Raw genomic sequence first — 18080 nt, forward strand, 5'->3', positions numbered from 1 at the left:
ATATCGAGCCTAGTACGCTACCGATCGCTCAGCGCGCGTTGTAGTCCGCGTTGTACCGGTCGAGGACGTCGGTGATGGGCGCGTCCAGCACGAGCGCGCCCTTGTCGAGGTACAGGCCGCGCGTGCAGAACCGACGCAGATCTCGCTCGTTGTGGCTGACGAAGAACAGCGTCCGTCCCTCCGCGAGCAGCTCGTCGATACGCGTGTAGCACTTGTCGCGGAAGGCCTTGTCGCCGACCGCCAGCACCTCGTCGACGAGCAGGATCGGCTCGTCCAGCTGCGACACCACGGAGAACGCGAGCCGCACCTTCATGCCGTTGGACAGGTGCTTGTAGGGGGTGTCCTCGAAGCCGGCGAGCTCGGCGAACGCGATGATCCCGTCGTAGCGACGGGTCACCTCGTCGCGCGACATGCCGTGGAGGCCCGCGGTCAGGCGCACGTTCTCGCGCACGGTGAGATCGCCGACGAAGCCGCCGGTGATCTCGATGAGGGGCGCGACGCCGCCGTTGACCTTCACGGAGCCCTCGTCGGACAGGAGGACGCCGGCGACGAGACGCAGCAGGGTCGACTTGCCCTGACCGTTGCGCCCCACGACCCCGATCGACTCCCCCGGCTGGACGGTGAACGTCACGTCGCGCAGCGCCCAGAACTCACCGGGACGCGATCGTCGGGATGCTCCCGAGAACAGGTCCTTGAAGCTCCGCCGTCCCCGCCGATTGCGACGGAAGCGGACGCCCAGTCCCTGCACCTCGATGGCGGGCCGCATCACAGCTCCTTCAGCACGGGTCGCTCGAGCGCGCGGAAGGTCCACATGCCGAGTGCGAGGATGCCGACGCACATCAGCGCACTGATCAGCACGGGGACGGTCTCCCAGAGGTCGGGGAAGAATCCGACGCGGTACAGGGTGAAGATGCCGGCCAGCGGGTTGAAGGCGCCGATCGTGTCGAACGGCGCCGGCAGGTCGTTGAAGCTGTAGATGATGGGCGAGGCGTAGAAGAGAGCGCGCAGGATCAGCGCCGTCGTCCGCTCGAGGTCGGCGTACAGCACGCACAGCGGGGCCACGAGCAGACCGAGGCCCACGAGCAGCACCGTCTGCATCACGACGGCCACCGGGAACCACAGCAGCGACCAGCTGACGGTCGCACCGCTGGACACCGCGAACAGCACCAGCACCGGGAGCGAGAACAGGAACTCGATGCCCTTGCTCAGGACGATGCGGTTCACCCAGATCGACCGCGGGATCGCAGTGGATCGCACCAGGCGCGAGTCCTTGCGGAACGCCCGGGTGAAGTCGCCCACCGACGAGTTGAACCACACCCAGGGAAGGAGCGCGACGATCAGGAAGACGATGTAGGGGTCCTCCCCCACGCTGCGGTGGAAGACCTGGGTGAAGACGAACCAGTAGATCGCACTCATCACGAGCGGATCGAGCACCGACCAGAGGTACCCGAGGAAGCTCGTCGCGTAGCGGACCTTCAGGTCGCGCGCGGACAGCAGCCACAGCGAATGCAGGTATCGCCGCGGGGTGCCCGGCGCCCCGACAGCATCGTGACTCACGGTGTCGAGTCTACGAGAGCGAGTTGTTCCAGAGCGACAGCGCCGAGCCGATGGCCATGTGCATGTCGAGGTACTGGTACGTCCCGAGCCGCCCGCCGAAGTGCACGTCCTTCTCGCCCTTGGCGAGGTCGCGGTACGCGAGCAGACCCTGCCGGTCGGTGTCGGTGTTGACCGGGTAGTAGGGCTCGTCGTCGCGCGTCGCGAAACGCGAGAACTCGCGCATGATCACGGTCTTGTCGGACTCGTAGACGTCCTTGCGCTCCGGGTGGAAGTGCTTGAACTCGTGGATGCGCGTGTACGGCACGTCCATGTCGGGGTAGTTCATGACGCTCGTGCCCTGGAAGTCGCCGACGTCGAGGACCTCCTGCTCGAAATCGAGCGTGCGCCAGCTGAGCGCGCCCTCGGCGTAGTCGAAGTATCGGTCGACTGGGCCGGTGTAGACCACCGGCACCTGGCCCACGGTGGCCTTCTTGCTGAGCGGCTGCGCATCGTCGAAGTAGTCGACGTTCAGCTTCACCTCGATGTTGGGATGGTCCGCCATGCGCTCCAGCCACGCGGTGTAGCCGTCGGTGGGAAGACCCTCCCACGTGTCGTTGAAGTAGCGGTTGTCGTACGTGTACCGCACGGGCAGCCGGCTGATGATGTCTCCGGAGAGCTTCTGCGGGTCGGTCTGCCACTGCTTCGCCGTGTAGTCGCGGAAGAACGCCTCGAACAGCGGACGCCCCACGAGGGCGATGCCCTTCTCCTCGAAGTTCGACGCGCTCTTCACGTCGAACTCGCCGGCCTGCTGCTTCACGAGCGCTCGAGCCTGATCGGGGGTGTAGGCCGACTGGAAGAACTGGTTGATCGTGCCGAGGTTGACCGGCATCGGGAAGACGGTGCCCTTATGAGTCGTGTAGACGCGGTGGACGTAGTTCGTGAACGACGTGAAGCGGTTCACGTACTCCCACACGGTGGCGTTGGACGTGTGGAAGAGGTGGGCACCGTAGCGGTGGACCTCGATGCCCGTCTCGGGCTCCGCCTCGCTGTAGGCGTTGCCGCCGATGTGGTGGCGACGATCGATGACCGTGACCTTGCGGCCGGCCTCGGCCGCGCGCTCTGCGATGGTGAGGCCGAAGAAGCCCGATCCGACGACGAGGAGATCCATGTTGCTGCTTTCTGCCCGATGAGGCTCAGGGACGCGCGGAGCTGGCCGCGGCACACAGCAGACCACTCTACCGGGAGCGGGCTCGGGAGAACCTGTCAGGCGGGCGCGTCGAGGAGCCGGTCCACAGCGTCCCCGATCCGGGGTGCGAGCATCCGCACATACTCCAGATTCAGGTGATCCGCGTCGTAGTACACCGGCACCCCTCCGACGACCGCGTAGCAGGACTGCGCATCGCAGAAGGAGTCGGTCAGATCGACCGCAGCCACCAGGGGCGAATCCACCGCGCCGGCCGCGGCGACGACGGGATCCGGCGGCTGCGCCTGCGCGCGCGGACGTGCACAGACGAGCGGGTCGTCCTGATTGAGCAGCACGCAGTCCGGCGAGCGCACCTCGCCGTTGAACGGCGGGTCAGCAAGGGCGAGCACCGGGACGCCGACCGATGCCCACGATCTCCAATAGTCCACGAGACCCTGCTCCATCTGCTGGGCGGACGTCCTGCCGCTTCCGTCGTCAGCCGTCTGCAGGCGCGACGCCATCGCCGTCAGCACGAGGTCGGGGCGCTGCTCCTCGATGGTGCGAGCCAGGTCACGCGACCAGGTCTCGCATCGTCGCGCATCATCGGGCGCCCACGGACCGCGGAAGCCGACGAAGGACACGTCCGCGACCGGACATCCGCCGTAGTAGCTCGTGGTGACCACCCACTGGCGCTCGCGTGCGAGGTCGAAGATCGCACCCTGCCACTGCTGGGCATGCGAGTCGCCGACCAGCCATACGCGGGTCGGGTCCGCTGCTCCGCCGGAGAAGTCGCACTCGAGCGTGGTCTTGGTCTCGCCGTAGGTGAGGATGGGCAGGAAGCCCCCGCACTCCTCCGGTGTGTAGAAGTACTCGTTCGCCGTCGTCATGACCGTATAGTCGGCCGGGCCGAACGCGTCGTCGCAGTCCGCGGCCGGTTCGAGCGCGGCCGGCCCCTCGCAGGACGCTGCGACGACCTCGGTCGGCGGCTTGTCGTCGTCGACGCGCGCTTGGTACCAGACCAGCGTCGCGGCGACGAGCGATCCGATCGCGAGCATCCCGGCGATCATGAGCCACAGTGCTCTGGCGGACGAGTCGCGCCACACGCGCCATCTCTGCCCCGCGTCCTCGACGAACCGCTTCGTCAGGGCGGCGAGCACGATGGCGAGCAGCAGCACGGCGACCTTCGAGAGCGTGGTGGCCTCGCCGGCGATAACGAAAGGAGCCACCACGATGAGGGGCCAGTGCCAGAGGTAGAGCGAGTAAGAGATCCCGCCGATCCACTGAACCGGGCGCAACGCCGTCAGCCGCGAGTGCCAGAGCGAAGCGGACGAGTTGCCGGCGGCGATGACCGCCGCGGTGCCCAGGACGGGGATGATGGCGAGATACCCGGGGAAGGACGTCTCGGAATCGAACACGAACGCGGAATAGGCGATCAGTCCGAATCCGACGAGGCTCACGAGATTCCCCACGAGGGGGGTGAAGCGGATGCGGCTGCCGACCAGCGCGACCGCCCCGCCGACCGCGAACTCCCACCCGCGGGTGAAGGTCGCGAAGTAGGCCTGCGACGGCGCGAGCAGCGTGTACACGACGCTGGCTGCGAAGGACAGCACGCCGATCCCCACGACGACGATGATCAGCGCCGTCGACGTCCGAGCGCGGAACCCTCGGCGCGACGTCCGCGCCGTCAGCGCCAGAGCGCCGAGGAGGAGGAGGGGCCAGACGATGTAGAACTGCTCCTCGACCGACAGCGACCAGTAGTGCTGCGCGACGCTCGCAGCATCGTTCAGCGCCGAGTAGTTGACCGACATCGACGCCAGGAACCAGTTCTCGACGTAGCCGGCGCTCGCGGCGACCTCCCACGCATTGCGCCCCCACCGGGGGTATGGGAGGAATGCCACCACCAGGACGAGCGACACGGCCAGGACCACGAACGCGGCCGGGAGGAGACGCCGGATGCGACGGGCGTAGAACGCCCCGAGGCGAACCCGTCCGGTGCGCGTGATCTCGCCGACGAGGTGTCCTGTGATGAGGAAGCCCGAGATGACGAAGAAGACGTCGACGCCCACGTACCCGCCCGTGAGCCGCAGCGGCCAGAGGTGGTTGAGGACGACGAGACCGATCGCCACGGCCCGCAGAGCCTGGATGTCGGTGCGGAACACCCGCGACCTGGGTGCCGCGGTCACGGGCTCCGCGGTCTGCAGGCGCGTGCTCACGACCGCAGATACTCCTGCAGGAGCTCGTCTCCCTGCCGCGGCGTGAAACCGCTGTCGCGGGCGCGCGTGAGGTCGAGGACGCTGTTCAGCGGGCGCGGAGCGACAGGACCTGAGGCCGACGCGAAGTACTCCGCGGTGGACACGCCCGTCACCCGAGCCGGATCGTGGCCGCCGAGCTCGAACACGCGCCGGGCGATGTCCGCCCAGGTCACGACGTCGCCCTCCGCGGTCAGGTTGTACACGCCGTACGCGGGCCGGACATCGAGCAGATGCCGGATGAACGCGGCGATCTGGGACGCGAACGTGAGCCTGCCGCGCTGGTCGTCGACCACCTTGGGGTCGATGCCGCGCTCGGCGAGAGACGCCATCGTGCGCACGAAGTTGTTCCCGGTGCCGATCACCCAGGAGGTCCGGACGATGTAGTGACGCGGCGCCGTCGCGACCGCCAGATCGCCGGCGGCCTTGGACTGTCCGTAGACCCCGAGCGGTCCGAGCGGGTCGCTCTCGAGGTAAGGGCGCTCCGACGAGCCGTCGAACACGTAGTCGCTCGAGACATGGACGAGTGTGATCCCGTTCTCCGCCGCGATGCGCGCCAGGGCGGCGGGCCCCGCGGCGTTCACGGACCAGGAGGGCGTGCGCCCTTCGGGTGTCTCCGCGCGATCCACCGCCGTGTAGGCGGCCGCGTTGACGATCGTGTCGTAGTCGCGCCAGCGCCGCGCCGCGGCGAGATCGGGGGCGCCGAGATCGATGTCGTCGCGTGTCGTCCACTCGACGTGCGCGAGGCCCTCGAACTCCTCGCGCAGTGCCGTGCCCAACTGGCCGCCGGCTCCGACGACCAGGGTCTTGCGGGGAGCGATCGGCCGCACGTCCGCCAGACGAGGGTGCGCGAGATCCTTCGCGGAGACCTCGGCGTCGGACAGCGCGATCGGCCAGTCGATCGCCGCGGTCTCGTCCGCCAGATTGAGGAAGGAGTACTCGGCATCCGGCGACCAGTGGTCGTTGACCAGGTAGGTGTACGCGGTGTCCGGCTCGAGCGTCTGATACGAGTTGCCGACGCCGCGGGGCACGAAGATCGCGGTCGACGGGTCGAGCTCGGCGGTGAACACCGCGCCGAAGCTCGGTCCTTCCCGCAGATCCACCCAGGCGCCGAAGATGCGTCCGGTGGCGACCGAGACCCACTTGTCCCACGGCTCGGCGTGGATGCCGCGAGTCGTCCCGACGGCGTCGTTGAACGACACGTTGTTCTGCACCGGACCGAAGTCCGGGAGCCCCGCGGCCGTCATCTTCTCTCGCTGCCAGTTCTCCTTGAACCAGCCGCGCGAGTCGCCGTGCACCGGGAGGTCGAAGACCACCAGACCGGGGATCGTCGTCTCGGCCGCGTTCAGCGACTTCCCGAAGTCGATGTCACCCACGTCGGTCACTGTCCCTTCGAGGCGTAGAAGGCCTCGGTCTGATCCTTGGAGGGCGCCCACCAGCTCTCGTTGTCGCGGTACCAGGCGATCGTCGCGGCGAGGCCCGACTCGAAGTCCGCGAACTGCGGAGTCCAGCCCAGCTCAGTGCGCAGCTTGGTCGAGTCGATCGCGTAGCGCAGGTCGTGCCCGGCGCGATCGGTCACGTGGTCGTATGCGTCGCGCGGCTGGCCCATCTCCTCCAGGATCAGCTCGACGACCTCCTTGTTGTTGCGCTCTCCATCGGCGCCGATGAGGTACGTCTCGCCGATCGCGCCCTTCTCGAGGATCGTGAGCACGGCCGACGAGTGGTCGTTCGCGTGGATCCAGTCGCGCACGTTCTCGCCGGCGCCGTAGAGCTTGGGGCGGATGCCGCGGATGACGTTCGTGATCTGTCGCGGGATGAACTTCTCCACGTGCTGGTAGGGACCGTAGTTGTTCGAGCAGTTCGAGATGGTCGCCTGGACTCCGAAGGACCGCACCCACGCCCGCACCAGCAGGTCGCTCCCGGCCTTGGTCGACGAGTACGGGGACGACGGGTTGTACGGCGTCTGCTCGGTGAAGCGCTCGGGGTCGTCGAGCTCCAGGTCGCCGTAGACCTCGTCCGTGGAGATGTGGTGGAAACGCGTCTCGTGCTTCCGCGCCGCCTCGAGGAGGGTGTAGGTGCCGATGATGTTCGTGTCGAGGAACGGGCGCGGGCTGTGCAGCGAGTTGTCGTTGTGCGACTCGGCCGCGTAGTGCACCACCGCGTCCGCCTCGGCGGTCAGTCGATCGACGAGCTCGGCGTCGGTGATGTCGCCGTGCGCGAACCGGACCCGCTCTTCGGGCAGTCCGGCGAGCGACGCGCGGTTGCCCGCGTAGGTGAGCGCATCGAGGACGGTCACGGAGTGCTCCGTGTTCTCGACCAGGTAGTGGACGAAGTTGGATCCGATGAACCCGGCGCCGCCGGTGACGAGGATGTTCGACATCAGCGACCTCTTTCCAGGGTCTCGAGAAGATAGGTGCCGTAGCCGGACTTCACGAGCTTCTCGGCGCGCTCGCGCAGCTCGTCGTCGGTCAGGAAGCCCTGGCGCCAGGCGACCTCCTCCGGCACGCCGATGCGCAGGCCGGTGCGGCGCTCCATCGTCCGCACGTAGTCGCCGGCGTCGGACATCTGGTCGAAGGTGCCCGTGTCCAGCCATGCGGTCCCCCGAGGGAGGACCTCGACCTGGAGATTCCCGCGCTCAAGGTAGGCGCGGTTCACGTCGGTGATCTCGTACTCGCCGCGAGCACTGGGCTCGAGGGTGCGCGCGATCTCCACGACGTCGTTGTCGTAGAAGTAGAGTCCGGGCACCGCGTAGTTGCTCTTCGGTCGGGCGGGCTTCTCCTCGAGGGAGACGGCCCTTCCCTCATCGTCGAACTCGACGACGCCGTAGGCGGACGGCTCTCCGACCCAGTAGGCGAAGACGGCTCCCCCGTCCACGTCGGTGTACCGCTTCAACTGGGTGCCGAGCCCTGGGCCGTACAGCAGATTGTCGCCGAGGACGAGCGCCACCTTGTCGTCGCCGATGAAGTCGGCGCCGATCACGAACGCCTGCGCGAGGCCGTCCGGGGACGGCTGCTGTGCGAAGGTGAGATTCACGCCGAACTGCGACCCGTCGCCGAGGAGACGCTCGAACTGCTCCGCGTCGTGCGGAGTGGTGATGATGAGGATGTCCTTGATACCCGCGAGCATCAGCGTCGAGAGCGGGTAGTAGACCATCGGCTTGTCGTACACCGGGATGAGCTGCTTGGAGATGCCGATCGTGATCGGGTGCAGTCGGGTTCCGGAGCCACCGGCGAGGATTATGCCTTTCACCCCCATATCGTGCCACAACCCGGCCGGGACCCCGAAAGCCCGGGTGGACTTGCGTCACATTCATCACACTGGCATCATCAGTTGATTTCCGTCACAATGAGCAGGTGACCGGCTCAAAATCCCCACGTGTGCGCGGCCTCATCGCCAGCGCAGCGGCCATCGTCCTCTCCGCATCCCTCCTCGTCGCCGTCCCCAGCACGGCGATCGCTGCACCCGTGCCGGCATCCGGCACCGTGTCGGCGTCCACGTCGGATGCGGTGAGCGCGGCCACTCAGGGGCCGGCTTCCGCAGGCATCGCGAAGACGGCGAACCTCGCACTGTTCCGCCCGGGCAACATCATCTCGGACGCGGTGTTCTTCGACTCCTCGACGCTGAATGCCGCGCAGATCGACAGCTTCCTGCGAAGCAAGGTGCCCGCATGCCAGTCCGGGAACATCTGCCTCAAGGACTGGCGCCAGAACACACCCACCCGACCGGCGGACAACTACTGCCGCGGGTACGCCGGGGCCGGCAACGAGTCCGCGGCGACGATCATCGCCAAGGTGGCTCAGTCGTGCGGGATCAACCCGCAGGTGCTCGTCGTCATGCTCGAGAAGGAGCAGAGCCTCGTTACTCACACCTACCCCAGCATCGGACGGTACAACGCCGCCATGGGGCAGGGATGCCCGGACACCGCCGGTTGCGACCCCAACTACGCCGGATTCTTCTACCAGGTGTACGGCGCAGCCCGTCAGATGAAGATCTATGCCGAGGGGCGCTACTTCACCTACTACGCCCCGGGCAAGACCTGGAACATCCTCTACAACCCGGAGCGGGCATGCGGCTCGTCGCCCGTCTACGTCGAGAACATCGCGACCTCGGCGCTCTACTACTACACGCCGTACCAGCCCAACCGTGCAGCGCTCAATGCGGGCTACGGCAAGGGCGACGGCTGCTCGGCCTACGGCAACCGGAACTTCTATCAGTTCTTCACCGACTGGTTCGGCAGCACGCAGAGCCGCTACTCCTCGCTCGTGCAGGGCGTGGGACAGGTGAACGTGTACCTGGTCTCGGGCGGCCTCAAGTGGCGCGTCTCCAACCTGGAGGACCTCGCCGCCTTCCAGTCCCGCCTCGGAGGCGTCACCGCGGTCCCCGCCTCGTACGTCGACTCCCTCCCCACCGGCTCCGACGTCACCCGCTACGTGCACGACGCACGCACCGGGACGCTCTACATCATCGATCCGGACGGCACCAAGCACCGGTTCGTGAACGCCGATCAGGTCGCGAGGTTCGGATACTCGTTCCCGTCGTACGTGAACGTCGATCCGACGATCCTCGACCGGTTCACCACGGGCGCCGACGTCGCCGACTTCTTCCGCATCTGGGACGGTCCCGACCTGTACCTCTTCGACAAGGGCACGAAGCGCCACATCGCCACCTACGCTACCTGGCAGTCGGTGTCCAAGGGAACGCCCGGATACGTCGCCTACATGCCGTCGACCCCGGCCAAGGCGCTCCCGAACGGGCCGGCGATCATCGCGGCGAACACGCTGGTGCGCGCCGCGTCGTCGGGCGACGTGCAACTGGCGCTCCCGAGCGGCAGCCTCCTGCGCATCCCGAGCTTCGCGCTCGCCGCCGAGTTCGGGGCCACGACCTACGCGATCCTCCCCGACGCCTCCCTGGCCGCCAACCCGCGTCTCAGCGGCAGCCTCTCCCCGATGGTCCAGTGCGGCACCACGACCTACATCGCCGCCGCCGGCCGGCTGACCGCGGTGACGGGCACCGCCCTCGGCGGAGTCACCCCCGTCAAGCTCTCGGCCGAGGAGTGCGGTGGGTTCACCGTCTCCTCTTCGACCCTGGCCTCACCGCTGTTCTTCCAGGTCGCCGGCTCGCCCGAGGTGTACACGCTCGACGGCGGCAAGCTGCGCCACGTCCGCAGCTATGCGCTTCTGCAGGAGCTCAACGGGTCCCGTCCGCTCTCGCTCGTCGCGTGGTCGCGCGCCACGGTGAACGACCTCCTCACGGGCCCGTACCTCGAGGACGGCGTCTTCGTGTCCTTCACGGGGCAGTCCGAGGTCTACCAGCACACGGCCGGCCAGCTCCGTCACGTCCCGGACTACGCGACGCTCCTCACCCTCAACGGGGGACGCGTGCCGTCGATCCTGTCGCTGAAGGCCGACTGGAAGGCGATGTACAAGGTCGGCTCGCCCGTTCTCGCGAACGGCACCTTCGTGCAGTTCGCCGGACAGGGCGAGGTCTACCGGTACAACGAGGGCCAGCTGCAGCACGTGCAGTCGTACGCGTCACTCGTGCGTCTGGGGTCGGGTCGCGTGCCGACCATCGTCACGCTCGCCGCAGACCTCAAGGCCGCGTATTCGATGGGCACCCCGATTCCGTGAGCCGGAGAACCCCCGCGACTGTGGGATCGTAGAAGCATGAACTCTGCGAAGGATCAGACGCTGGTCATCGTGCCCGCCTGGAACGAGGCGAGGAACGTCGGAGCGACCGTCACGGAGATCCTCGCGGCGAGCAGCTCCTACGACGTGCTCGTGATCGACGACGGCTCCACCGACAGCACGGCGGAGGTGGCCAGGGCGGCCGGCGCACGGGTCATGACGCTTCCGTTCAATCTCGGCGTGGGCGGAGCGATGCGCACGGGGTTCACCTACGCGCAGCGCATGGGGTACTCCCGAGCCATCCAGGTCGACGCGGACGGCCAGCACAACCCCGCCGACATCGACCGGGTCCTCAGCGGGCTCGAGCAGGCCGACATCTCGATCGGGGCGCGTTTCGCCGACGTGGGCGACTACTCGGTGAAGGGGCCTCGCCGCTGGGCGATGATCTTCCTCGCGAGGACCGTCTCCCGGGTGGCGAAGACGCGGCTGACGGACGTCACGAGCGGTTTCCGCGCAGCGAACCGCCGCGCCATCGCACAGTACGTCGACTACTACCCTGCGGAGTATCTGGGCGACACGATCGACTCCCTGGTCGCCGCGTGCCACGCCGGTCTCACCGCGACGCAGATCCCGGTGGCGATGCGACCGCGCACGCACGGCACGCCGAGCCAGGGTCCCATCGGCGCATCGATCTATCTGCTGAGGTCGGTGTTCGCGCTCGGCCTCGCACTCGTCCGCGGCACGATCTCTCGGCCGCGCAGCATCTCGGGAGAGACCCCCGCATGATCATCTTCGTCGGAATCGCCCTCTCGCTCGCGATCCTCGTGCTCGTCCTCTGGATGCTCATCGCGCGACGGATCCGCGAGAAGTATGCGGTGATGTGGATCGTCATCGCGCTGTGCGTGCTCATCCTCGGGCTCTTCCCCCAGCTTCTGCTCTGGGCGACGTCGACGCTCGGCGTCCAGATCCCTGCGAACCTCCTCTTCTCGCTCGCCATCGTGCTTCTGCTGGGCGTCTCCCTGCATCTGTCCTGGGAGATCTCGCAGGCCGAGGATGAGATCCGGCGGGTCGCCGAAGAGGCAGCGCTGTCGCGGACGCAGGTCGAGGTGCTGAGCGAACGGATCGAGGCTCTCGAGTCGCGCCTCCAGGCGGGGCACGAGGGTCCGACGCCTCCCCCGGTCCCGTGATGGCGGTCGCGCCCGCGCCGCGACCGGCCATCTGGGCCGTGATCACGGTCTTCCACCCCGACGGCGTTCCCCCGCTTCTCGCTCGCCTCGCCCCGCAGGTCGACCGCATCGTAGTGGTCGACGACGGCAGCGGTCCCGCTTCCGCGGACGTCCTCGACCGCATCCGCACCCTCGAACACGAGGTGATCGCTCTGCCGGAGAACTCCGGCATCGGCACGGCGCTGAACGTGGGGATGCGTCACGCGCGGGCCTCCGGCGCCGAGATGATCCTCACGTTCGATCAGGATTCCGAGGTCTCCTCGACCTACGTCGCCGAGCTGGTCAGCGCCCACCGCGCGGCGGCGGCCGAAGGCTTCCCCGCCGGGCCCGTCGTGCCCGAGTACTTCGCCGACGTCGCCCAGGCGAGCGCGTCGGGAGGCTCGTCGACGCTGCTGGCGTCGCATGCGATCCAGTCGGGGATGCTGATCCCGGTGCACGTCCTCGATGTCGTCGGCGACATGGACGAGGATCTGTTCATCGATCTCGTCGACACCGACTTCGAGCTGCGCTGCCGAGAGGCCGGCGTGCCGTGCATCGTGTCGCGCGGGTCGCGGCTCGAGCACAGTCTGGGAGCTCGCTACCGCGTGCGCGGCCCGCTCGGCGCGGTCCTTCCCGCGCTGACCCTCAGCACCCCGTTCCGCTACTACTACAGGGCGCGCAACAGGGTCATCGTGAACCGGCGCCACCGTCACGCCCGCGCGCGGCTCATCCGGGAAGGAGTCGCGGATCGCGTCTACTTCCTCATCGCCCTCGCGCTGGCCGAGCCGCGCCGGACGATGTGGGCCATCCTGCGTCGGGGTGCGCAGGACGGGCGCGCGGGCCGGGACGGCAGGATGCCCGCAGACCTCGCCGCCCGGGCCGCCGCCGTCACATGGCGGGCGGAGCGGCAGCCGGAGTGATCTCGTCGGCGCGAGGCGTACCGCGCCGATAGGTCGCGAACGCGGGCCACGCGAGCACGGCCAGCGCGGCGAACTCCGAGGCTGCCACACCCATGGCGATGACCGCCGCTGCGCCGAGGAACGAGCCGACGAGCATGATCGTCAGACCGACGACCGCCGCGGTGATGGTCGCCACGAAGACCACGCGCGCGCGGTCGGCGGGGATCAGCAGGTTCCTGATGAGCGGCGTCGCCATCGAGATGCAGAAGAAGGCGATGCCGAAGAAGACGCAGGGCACGGGATCGGCCGCGACCTTGGGACCGAACACGAGGGCCGTCGCCCACGGACCGAGAAGCGCGATCGCGATCCCCCCGAGCGCCCCCAGCGCACCGTGGGCGATCAGGGCGAACCTCTGCCGCGCCCGGGAGTCGGCGGCAGAGCGGTCCAGCACCCACGCCTGGAGCGCGTTGCCGACCGCGACCACGAGGAGGGTGCCGATACGGTAGGCACGGTCCGCCGATGCGAAGGCGCTCGCGTCGCCCGCACTGAGTCCCGCGGTCGCGATGGGGATCGAGGTCGAGCCGTACGCGTTCCCCGTCGCATCGATCGCGGCAGTCGGTGCGAGCATCCGGATGATGCGCCGGAACGCCGGCGTCTGCCTCTCCTCGCGCAGGCGGGAATGGGCGTTCAGCCACGCATGGATCGCATAGGCCGGCAGACACAAGGCCAGCAGGAGCGCGGGGTAGGCGAGGATCGCCCCCCAGAAGGCGATGAGCGGAAGAGCGATGAGGGACGCGGCGAGCTTCGGCAGCGCATCGAAGATCATCAGGCCGCGCGCATCCCCCTGACCGATGCAGAACCATGCCGGCGTGAGGCCCGACGCCGTCATGGCGACGGCGACCGCGATCGACTCGACCCGGTATGCCGGGCCGGATACCGCGGCGGCCACGATCCCGGCGAGGGGGATGACGACGGCGGCGAGGATCAGACGCGAGCGGAGACTCTCATGCAGGATGACGGCCCGTTCGGATGCGGACTCGCTGCGGGCGACGCGGACGGGGCCCAGGATCCCCCAGCCGAAGAGCACGCCGACCATGCCGAGGATGCCGATCGACTGACCGGCCGAGAAGTTCGCCCAGCCCTGGTCGCCCACGATGCGGGAGATCACCGGAAGTATGATGAATGGTGCGAGCGCCGACAGGATCGGAGCGCCCGTGAAGCCCACGAGCCTGAGCATGAGTGACCGCATCCATCCCAGTGTATGCGCCCGTGTCCGGGGAGAGAGACCAGAGCTTTGACAGACCGACCGAGCGTCAGCGTGTGCATGGCCACCTACAACGGCGCACGCTACCTCCGCGAGCAGATCGACTCGATCCTCGTGCAGCTGCAGCCCGGCGACGAGCTCGTGATCGTCGACGACGCGAGCTCCGACGACTCCGTCGCCATCGCCGAGTCGATGGAGAGCCCCCTCGTCGCCGTCCACCGCAACGCGCGGAACAGGGGCTACGTCCGGTCCTTCGAGCGCGCTCTCGGGCTCGCGCGCGGCGACGTCCTGCTGCTCGCCGACCAGGACGACATCTGGACGGAGGGTCGCGTCGACGCTCTCGTCGGCGCCACGCGATCCGGGGCGGTCGCGGCCTCCAATCTCGTGCTCCTCGATTCCGGCATGCCCCTGCGGTCGCCGATCACCGGCCGGCCCTGGCTACTGCGGTCGAGTGATGACGGACGCGTGATCCGAAACGAGCTGCGCATCCTCGCCGGAGATGCTCCGTACTTCGGCTGCGCGATGGCCGTACGGCGGGATGGACTCGACATCGTCCTCCCCTTCCCCGATTTCCTCGACGAATCGCACGACCTGTGGATCGCGTCGTCGGCCAACGTCGCCGGCGAGCTCGTCCACGTCGAGATGCCCACGGTCATGCGGCGGGTGCACCAGGACAATGCGTCGTCGTCTCGGCCGCGAGGCGTCGTCGAGGCTCTCCGCTCCCGTCTCCTGCTGATCAGGCTGTGGCGCGAGGCTCTCCGCCGGCGATCGGCACGGAGCGGCTCCCGTTCCTGAGACGGATCTCAGCCGCGCACTGCGGCGACGACGAGAGGCGTCAGCTCGCGCTGGAACCATCCGGAGAGCGAGAGCGCGTACGACCCGCTGAGGTGGTTCTCGTCGCTGAAGGCGATCAGACCGCCGACGACGGCATGGCACGTGCCCTCGGGACACACGACCGAGCGGAGATCGAGCAGCGGGATGCCCTGGCTGGCCGCCGTGTCCTCGACCCAGGTGTCCGTGCGCGCATCGGTCCAGGAGCACGCGTCTGTCACCTCGCCGGCCGCGAGCACGCAGGCGGGGCCGGTGATGAGGTCGCCGTTGCGCACGTCGCGGCCGTCCACGTTGGGCGTGTCGGTGACGACGACGACCGACTTCCCCGCGGCGCGGAGCTGCTCGAACGCGGCGGCGGCGTTCTCCGTCCATTGCCCGCTGTCGCCGCGGGTGCTGACGATGACGACCTGGAGGTCGGGGTCGGCGATGGCGGCCTGAAGGGTCTCGGCTCCCCACTCGGCACAGCGCGCGGAGTTCTCGTCGTCGGCATCGGAGGCGACGCGGAACGGGTTGCACGCCTGTCGCGTCTCGACGCGCAGGTCCCAGCCGTTCTCCTCCGCGACCCTCTGCACGGGCGACACGATGTGATCCGCGTGGGAGTCGCCGATGAGGAGCACGTTCGCGGAGGCTTCGGCGGCGGTGGCGAAGGCGCACGATCTCTCAACCCAGCTGCCGACCGTCTCGCTGGAGCACGCGTCCGCGGCGGGCTCCGCGTCGAACCATGCCCACGGCCCGTCGCCCTGGGCGAAGGTCGGGTCGACGTCCTCGGTGTACGCGAAGGCATCGTCGCATCCGTTGTAGACGGCCTGTGCGCCGACGCACTGATCAGGCCCGGTGCCGATACCCTCCAGCTGCTCCTGCAGGGTGTCCTGCCGTTCGTCGATGGCGGCCTGCTGGCCGTACGCCGCAGGCACAGTCGCCCCCACGATGAGCACGATGCTCGCGACCATCGCCGCGAACGTGACGCCGCGGCGACGGAAGGCGCCCTTCGGCCGCCGGAACGGACGCTCGACGTAGCGCTCGGTGAGCAGGGCCAGGACGCCTGTCGCCAGAAGGATGAGCGGGATCCTCACCCACGACGGCCAATCGCCGAGGGTGGCGGCGACCACCACGATCAGCGGCCAGTGCCAGAGGTAGATCGAGTACGAGAGGTCGCCCACCCATTGCACGGGGCGACATGGCTGAGGCGCTGCGGAGACACCGGCGAGTCGCTGTCACCCAGCAGGATGAGCAGCGCCGTGGCGCCGACCGGGATCAGCGCGATCGATCCGGGGAAGGCGGTTCCGGCTCCGAAGAGGAACGCGGACGCCACGATGGCCGCGAGCGCGACCCATGACACCGCAGCGTGAACGATCCCTCCGAGGCGGAGGGTCGGCACCAGCGCCACGAGGCCGCCGAGGGCGAACTCCCACGCCCGCGTGGTCGTGATGAAGTACGCGGACGGCTGCGACCGGGCGGTCTCGACGATCGAGAACACCAGCGAGGCCACGAAGACCAGGAGCAGGGCGGCGAGGACGGCACGGCGCGTCGTGCCGCCGTGCGAGGTGCGACCTGCGATCTCGCCTCGCGGCGGCCTTCCGCGGAAGGCGAGGAAGACGGCGACGACCAGCAGCAGCGGCCAGACCAGGTAGAACTGCTCCTCGACCGACAGCGACCAGTAGTGCTGCACCAGGGATTCCGGGTTGCTCGCGTTGAGGTAGTCCACCGCACTGGCCGCGAGATTCCAGTTGAGCACGTATCCCGAGGCGACAGCGATCTCGAAGAAGTTCTGCACCCGGGTGATCCCGGGCATGACCGTGAAGGTCAGCACCGCGCACACGGCCAGCACGAGGAGCGAGGCAGGGAGCAGACGACGCACGCGCCGCGCCCAGAACTCGGTGACGCGCACGGTGCCGGTCGCCTCGAGCTCCCGCAGCAGGTGTGCGGTGATGAGGAATCCGCTGATGACGAAGAAGACGTCGACGCCCACATATCCGCCCGGGAGCAGAGCGGGCAGCAGGTGGAACACGACGACGAGCGTGACCGCCAGCGCACGAAGACCCTGGATGTCGCGGCGTTTGCCGCCGGCACCGGTCTTCTGCGCCACGCTCGCGGGTCGGGAGCCGCCCTGCCGCGAGAGCGTCTCCGTGCTCACTTGAGGAGGTTCCGCTTGCTCATCTCATCCAGCGAGCGCTGATAGCCGTCCTCCTCGACGGGCTCGGTGAGCACCCATTCCACGAACGCCGTGACGCCCTCTCGGAAGGTGGTTCGCGGACGGAATCCCAGGACCTGCTCGAGGCGCGCCGTGTCGGCGACGTTGTGCCGGATGTCTCCGAGACGGTAGTGGCCCGAGATGCGCGTGGGCACCTCGCGGCCGAACGCCTCGAAGAGCGCGGCCACGACCTCGTTGACCGTCGTCGCGACGCCGGAGCCCACGTTGAAGGTCTGACCCGCTGCCCGCTCATCGACGGATGCGAGGTAGGTCGCCTCGACGACGTCGTCGATGTAGACGAAGTCGCGGCTCTCCTCGCCGTCCTCGAAGATGTTGATGTCCTTGCCCTGGCGGATCAGGGTGGAGAAGATCGAGAGGATGCCGGTGTAGGGGTTCTTCAGCGACTGCCCCGGACCGTAGACGTTCTGGTACCGGACGGAGACGCCTTCCTTGCCGATCGTCGGTGCGACCGTCATCACCAGCGATTCCTGCATCTGCTTCGTGATGCCGTACACGCTCGACGGATGCAGCTTCGCGTCCTCGTCGGTGGGGACGAGGGTCAACGCGCCCTCCCCGGGGTGGTGGACCTCGAAGTCCCCCGCGGCCATGTCGGCGTCGGCCCGATGGCTCGGATACACGAGGCGACCGTCGGCCGTGCGATACGAGCCTTCGCCGTAGATCGATCGCGAGGAGGCGATCACCACCCGCCACACGGTGTTGTCCTCGTTCGCGAGCAGATCCAGGAGCTTGGCGGTGCCTCCGACATTGGCGTCGACGTAGCGGTCGATCTCGTACATGGATTGCCCCGTGCCCGTCTCCGCAGCCAGGTGCACGACGATGGTCGCTCCCTCGAGGGCCCGACGGAGATCGTCGACGGAGGTGACCGTCCCCTCGATCACGGTCGCCACGCCGTCGAGGGAACGGAGCAGCGGCGACGTCGTCGCCGGGTCGTCTCCGTGCACCTGCGGGATGAGCGCGTCGAGAACCGTCACACTGTGTCCGTCCTGCGCGAAGCGGGCGGCGAGTCGCGTGCCGATGAAGCCCGCCCCTCCGGTGATCAGCACGTGCTCAGGCATCGGTTGGCCCTCCAGGAAAGTC

General features: G+C 68.3%; 16 protein-coding genes. 5 read left to right on the top strand and 11 right to left on the bottom strand.

Translation table 11 applies throughout. The features are described from left to right. Positions 1-28: 28 nt before the first annotated feature. The 7 genes from A4X16_RS04850 to rfbA form a co-directional block, all read right to left on the bottom strand. Positions 29-766, bottom strand: coding sequence for an ABC transporter ATP-binding protein (locus A4X16_RS04850; protein ID WP_067117232.1), 738 nt, complete (start codon positions 764-766; stop codon positions 29-31). Continuing rightward, a complete protein-coding gene (locus A4X16_RS04855; protein ID WP_067117235.1) occupies positions 766-1557 on the bottom strand; it encodes an ABC transporter permease in 792 nt (263 codons plus the stop codon). Before A4X16_RS04855 ends, A4X16_RS04850 begins: the two co-directional genes overlap by 1 nt. A gap of 10 nt (positions 1558-1567) precedes the next feature. Continuing rightward, positions 1568-2704 (bottom strand): UDP-galactopyranose mutase, encoded by a 1137-nt coding sequence (gene glf / locus A4X16_RS04860; RefSeq protein ID WP_067117238.1) that lies wholly within the window; start codon positions 2702-2704, stop codon positions 1568-1570. Positions 2705-2799: 95 nt separating this feature from the next. Then, the gene (locus A4X16_RS04865) at positions 2800-4932 is read right to left on the bottom strand and encodes an acyltransferase family protein (protein ID WP_067117241.1); all 2133 of its coding nucleotides are present in this window, start codon (positions 4930-4932) and stop codon (positions 2800-2802) included. Then, complete coding sequence (locus tag A4X16_RS04870) at positions 4929-6344, bottom strand: sugar nucleotide-binding protein (RefSeq protein WP_067117396.1); 1416 nt, start codon at positions 6342-6344, stop codon at positions 4929-4931. The genes A4X16_RS04865 and A4X16_RS04870 overlap by 4 nt, the downstream gene beginning before the upstream one ends. A gap of 5 nt (positions 6345-6349) precedes the next feature. Then, complete coding sequence (gene rfbB / locus A4X16_RS04875; protein WP_067117244.1) at positions 6350-7348, bottom strand: dTDP-glucose 4,6-dehydratase; 999 nt, start codon at positions 7346-7348, stop codon at positions 6350-6352. Beyond that, positions 7348-8217 (bottom strand): glucose-1-phosphate thymidylyltransferase RfbA, encoded by an 870-nt coding sequence (gene rfbA / locus A4X16_RS04880; protein WP_067117247.1) that lies wholly within the window; start codon positions 8215-8217, stop codon positions 7348-7350. Before rfbA ends, rfbB begins: the two co-directional genes overlap by 1 nt. Positions 8218-8321: 104 nt before the next feature. Between rfbA and A4X16_RS04885 the strand changes: the two genes are divergently transcribed. The 4 genes from A4X16_RS04885 to A4X16_RS04900 are packed head-to-tail and all read left to right on the top strand — an operon-like array spanning position 8322 to position 12717. Next, positions 8322-10595, top strand: a complete 2274-nt coding sequence (locus tag A4X16_RS04885) for a hypothetical protein (RefSeq protein ID WP_157559969.1) — start codon at positions 8322-8324, stop codon at positions 10593-10595. A gap of 36 nt (positions 10596-10631) precedes the next feature. Beyond that, positions 10632-11378: a glycosyltransferase family 2 protein gene (locus tag A4X16_RS04890; protein WP_067117253.1), complete on the top strand. Its 747-nt coding sequence runs from the start codon at positions 10632-10634 to the stop codon at positions 11376-11378. After that, positions 11375-11779 (top strand): DUF2304 domain-containing protein, encoded by a 405-nt coding sequence (locus tag A4X16_RS04895; protein ID WP_067117256.1) that lies wholly within the window; start codon positions 11375-11377, stop codon positions 11777-11779. Before A4X16_RS04890 ends, A4X16_RS04895 begins: the two co-directional genes overlap by 4 nt. Beyond that, positions 11779-12717 carry a glycosyltransferase gene (locus A4X16_RS04900; RefSeq protein ID WP_067117259.1) on the top strand — a complete coding sequence of 313 codons (939 nt, stop codon included), beginning with the start codon at positions 11779-11781 and terminating at the stop codon, positions 12715-12717. The genes A4X16_RS04895 and A4X16_RS04900 overlap by 1 nt, the downstream gene beginning before the upstream one ends. Here A4X16_RS04900 and A4X16_RS04905 read toward each other — a convergent pair. Further along, positions 12686-13945 carry a lipopolysaccharide biosynthesis protein gene (locus tag A4X16_RS04905; protein WP_157559971.1) on the bottom strand — a complete coding sequence of 420 codons (1260 nt, stop codon included), beginning with the start codon at positions 13943-13945 and terminating at the stop codon, positions 12686-12688. The two genes, A4X16_RS04900 and A4X16_RS04905, sit on opposite strands and share 32 nt — an antisense overlap. Before the next feature lie 12 nt (positions 13946-13957). Between A4X16_RS04905 and A4X16_RS04910 the strand changes: the two genes are divergently transcribed. Continuing rightward, the gene (locus tag A4X16_RS04910; RefSeq protein WP_082914281.1) at positions 13958-14755 is read left to right on the top strand and encodes a glycosyltransferase; all 798 of its coding nucleotides are present in this window, start codon (positions 13958-13960) and stop codon (positions 14753-14755) included. Positions 14756-14763: 8 nt separating this feature from the next. On the opposite strand, the gene A4X16_RS04915 is transcribed toward A4X16_RS04910, so the two are convergent. From A4X16_RS04915 to A4X16_RS04925, 3 genes are read right to left on the bottom strand one after another with little or no spacing between them, the layout of a single operon-like run. Continuing rightward, a complete protein-coding gene (locus A4X16_RS04915) occupies positions 14764-15951 on the bottom strand; it encodes an acyltransferase family protein (RefSeq protein ID WP_067117270.1) in 1188 nt (395 codons plus the stop codon). Beyond that, positions 15906-16925, bottom strand: a complete 1020-nt coding sequence (locus A4X16_RS04920; RefSeq protein WP_067117273.1) for an acyltransferase family protein — start codon at positions 16923-16925, stop codon at positions 15906-15908. Before A4X16_RS04920 ends, A4X16_RS04915 begins: the two co-directional genes overlap by 46 nt. Beyond that, positions 16922-18058 (bottom strand): NAD-dependent epimerase/dehydratase family protein, encoded by a 1137-nt coding sequence (locus A4X16_RS04925; protein ID WP_067117276.1) that lies wholly within the window; start codon positions 18056-18058, stop codon positions 16922-16924. The genes A4X16_RS04920 and A4X16_RS04925 overlap by 4 nt, the downstream gene beginning before the upstream one ends. Between the last annotated feature and the right edge of the window lie 22 nt (positions 18059-18080).

Source organism: Microbacterium sp. H83 (genome assembly GCF_001650405.1).
In the GTDB taxonomy this organism is placed as follows: domain Bacteria; phylum Actinomycetota; class Actinomycetes; order Actinomycetales; family Microbacteriaceae; genus Microbacterium.

Coding starts and splice junctions, on each gene's coding strand:
- A4X16_RS04850 (WP_067117232.1), bottom strand. CDS start 766: ATGCGGCCCGCCATCGAGGTGCAGGGACTGGGCGTCCGCTTCCGTCGC.
- glf (WP_067117238.1), bottom strand. CDS start 2,704: ATGGATCTCCTCGTCGTCGGATCGGGCTTCTTCGGCCTCACCATCGCA.
- rfbB (WP_067117244.1), bottom strand. CDS start 7,348: ATGTCGAACATCCTCGTCACCGGCGGCGCCGGGTTCATCGGATCCAAC.
- A4X16_RS04890 (WP_067117253.1), top strand. CDS start 10,632: ATGAACTCTGCGAAGGATCAGACGCTGGTCATCGTGCCCGCCTGGAAC.
- A4X16_RS04895 (WP_067117256.1), top strand. CDS start 11,375: ATGATCATCTTCGTCGGAATCGCCCTCTCGCTCGCGATCCTCGTGCTC.
- A4X16_RS04900 (WP_067117259.1), top strand. CDS start 11,779: ATGGCGGTCGCGCCCGCGCCGCGACCGGCCATCTGGGCCGTGATCACG.
- A4X16_RS04905 (WP_157559971.1), bottom strand. CDS start 13,945: ATGCGGTCACTCATGCTCAGGCTCGTGGGCTTCACGGGCGCTCCGATC.
- A4X16_RS04910 (WP_082914281.1), top strand. CDS start 13,958: ATGCGCCCGTGTCCGGGGAGAGAGACCAGAGCTTTGACAGACCGACCG.
- A4X16_RS04925 (WP_067117276.1), bottom strand. CDS start 18,058: ATGCCTGAGCACGTGCTGATCACCGGAGGGGCGGGCTTCATCGGCACG.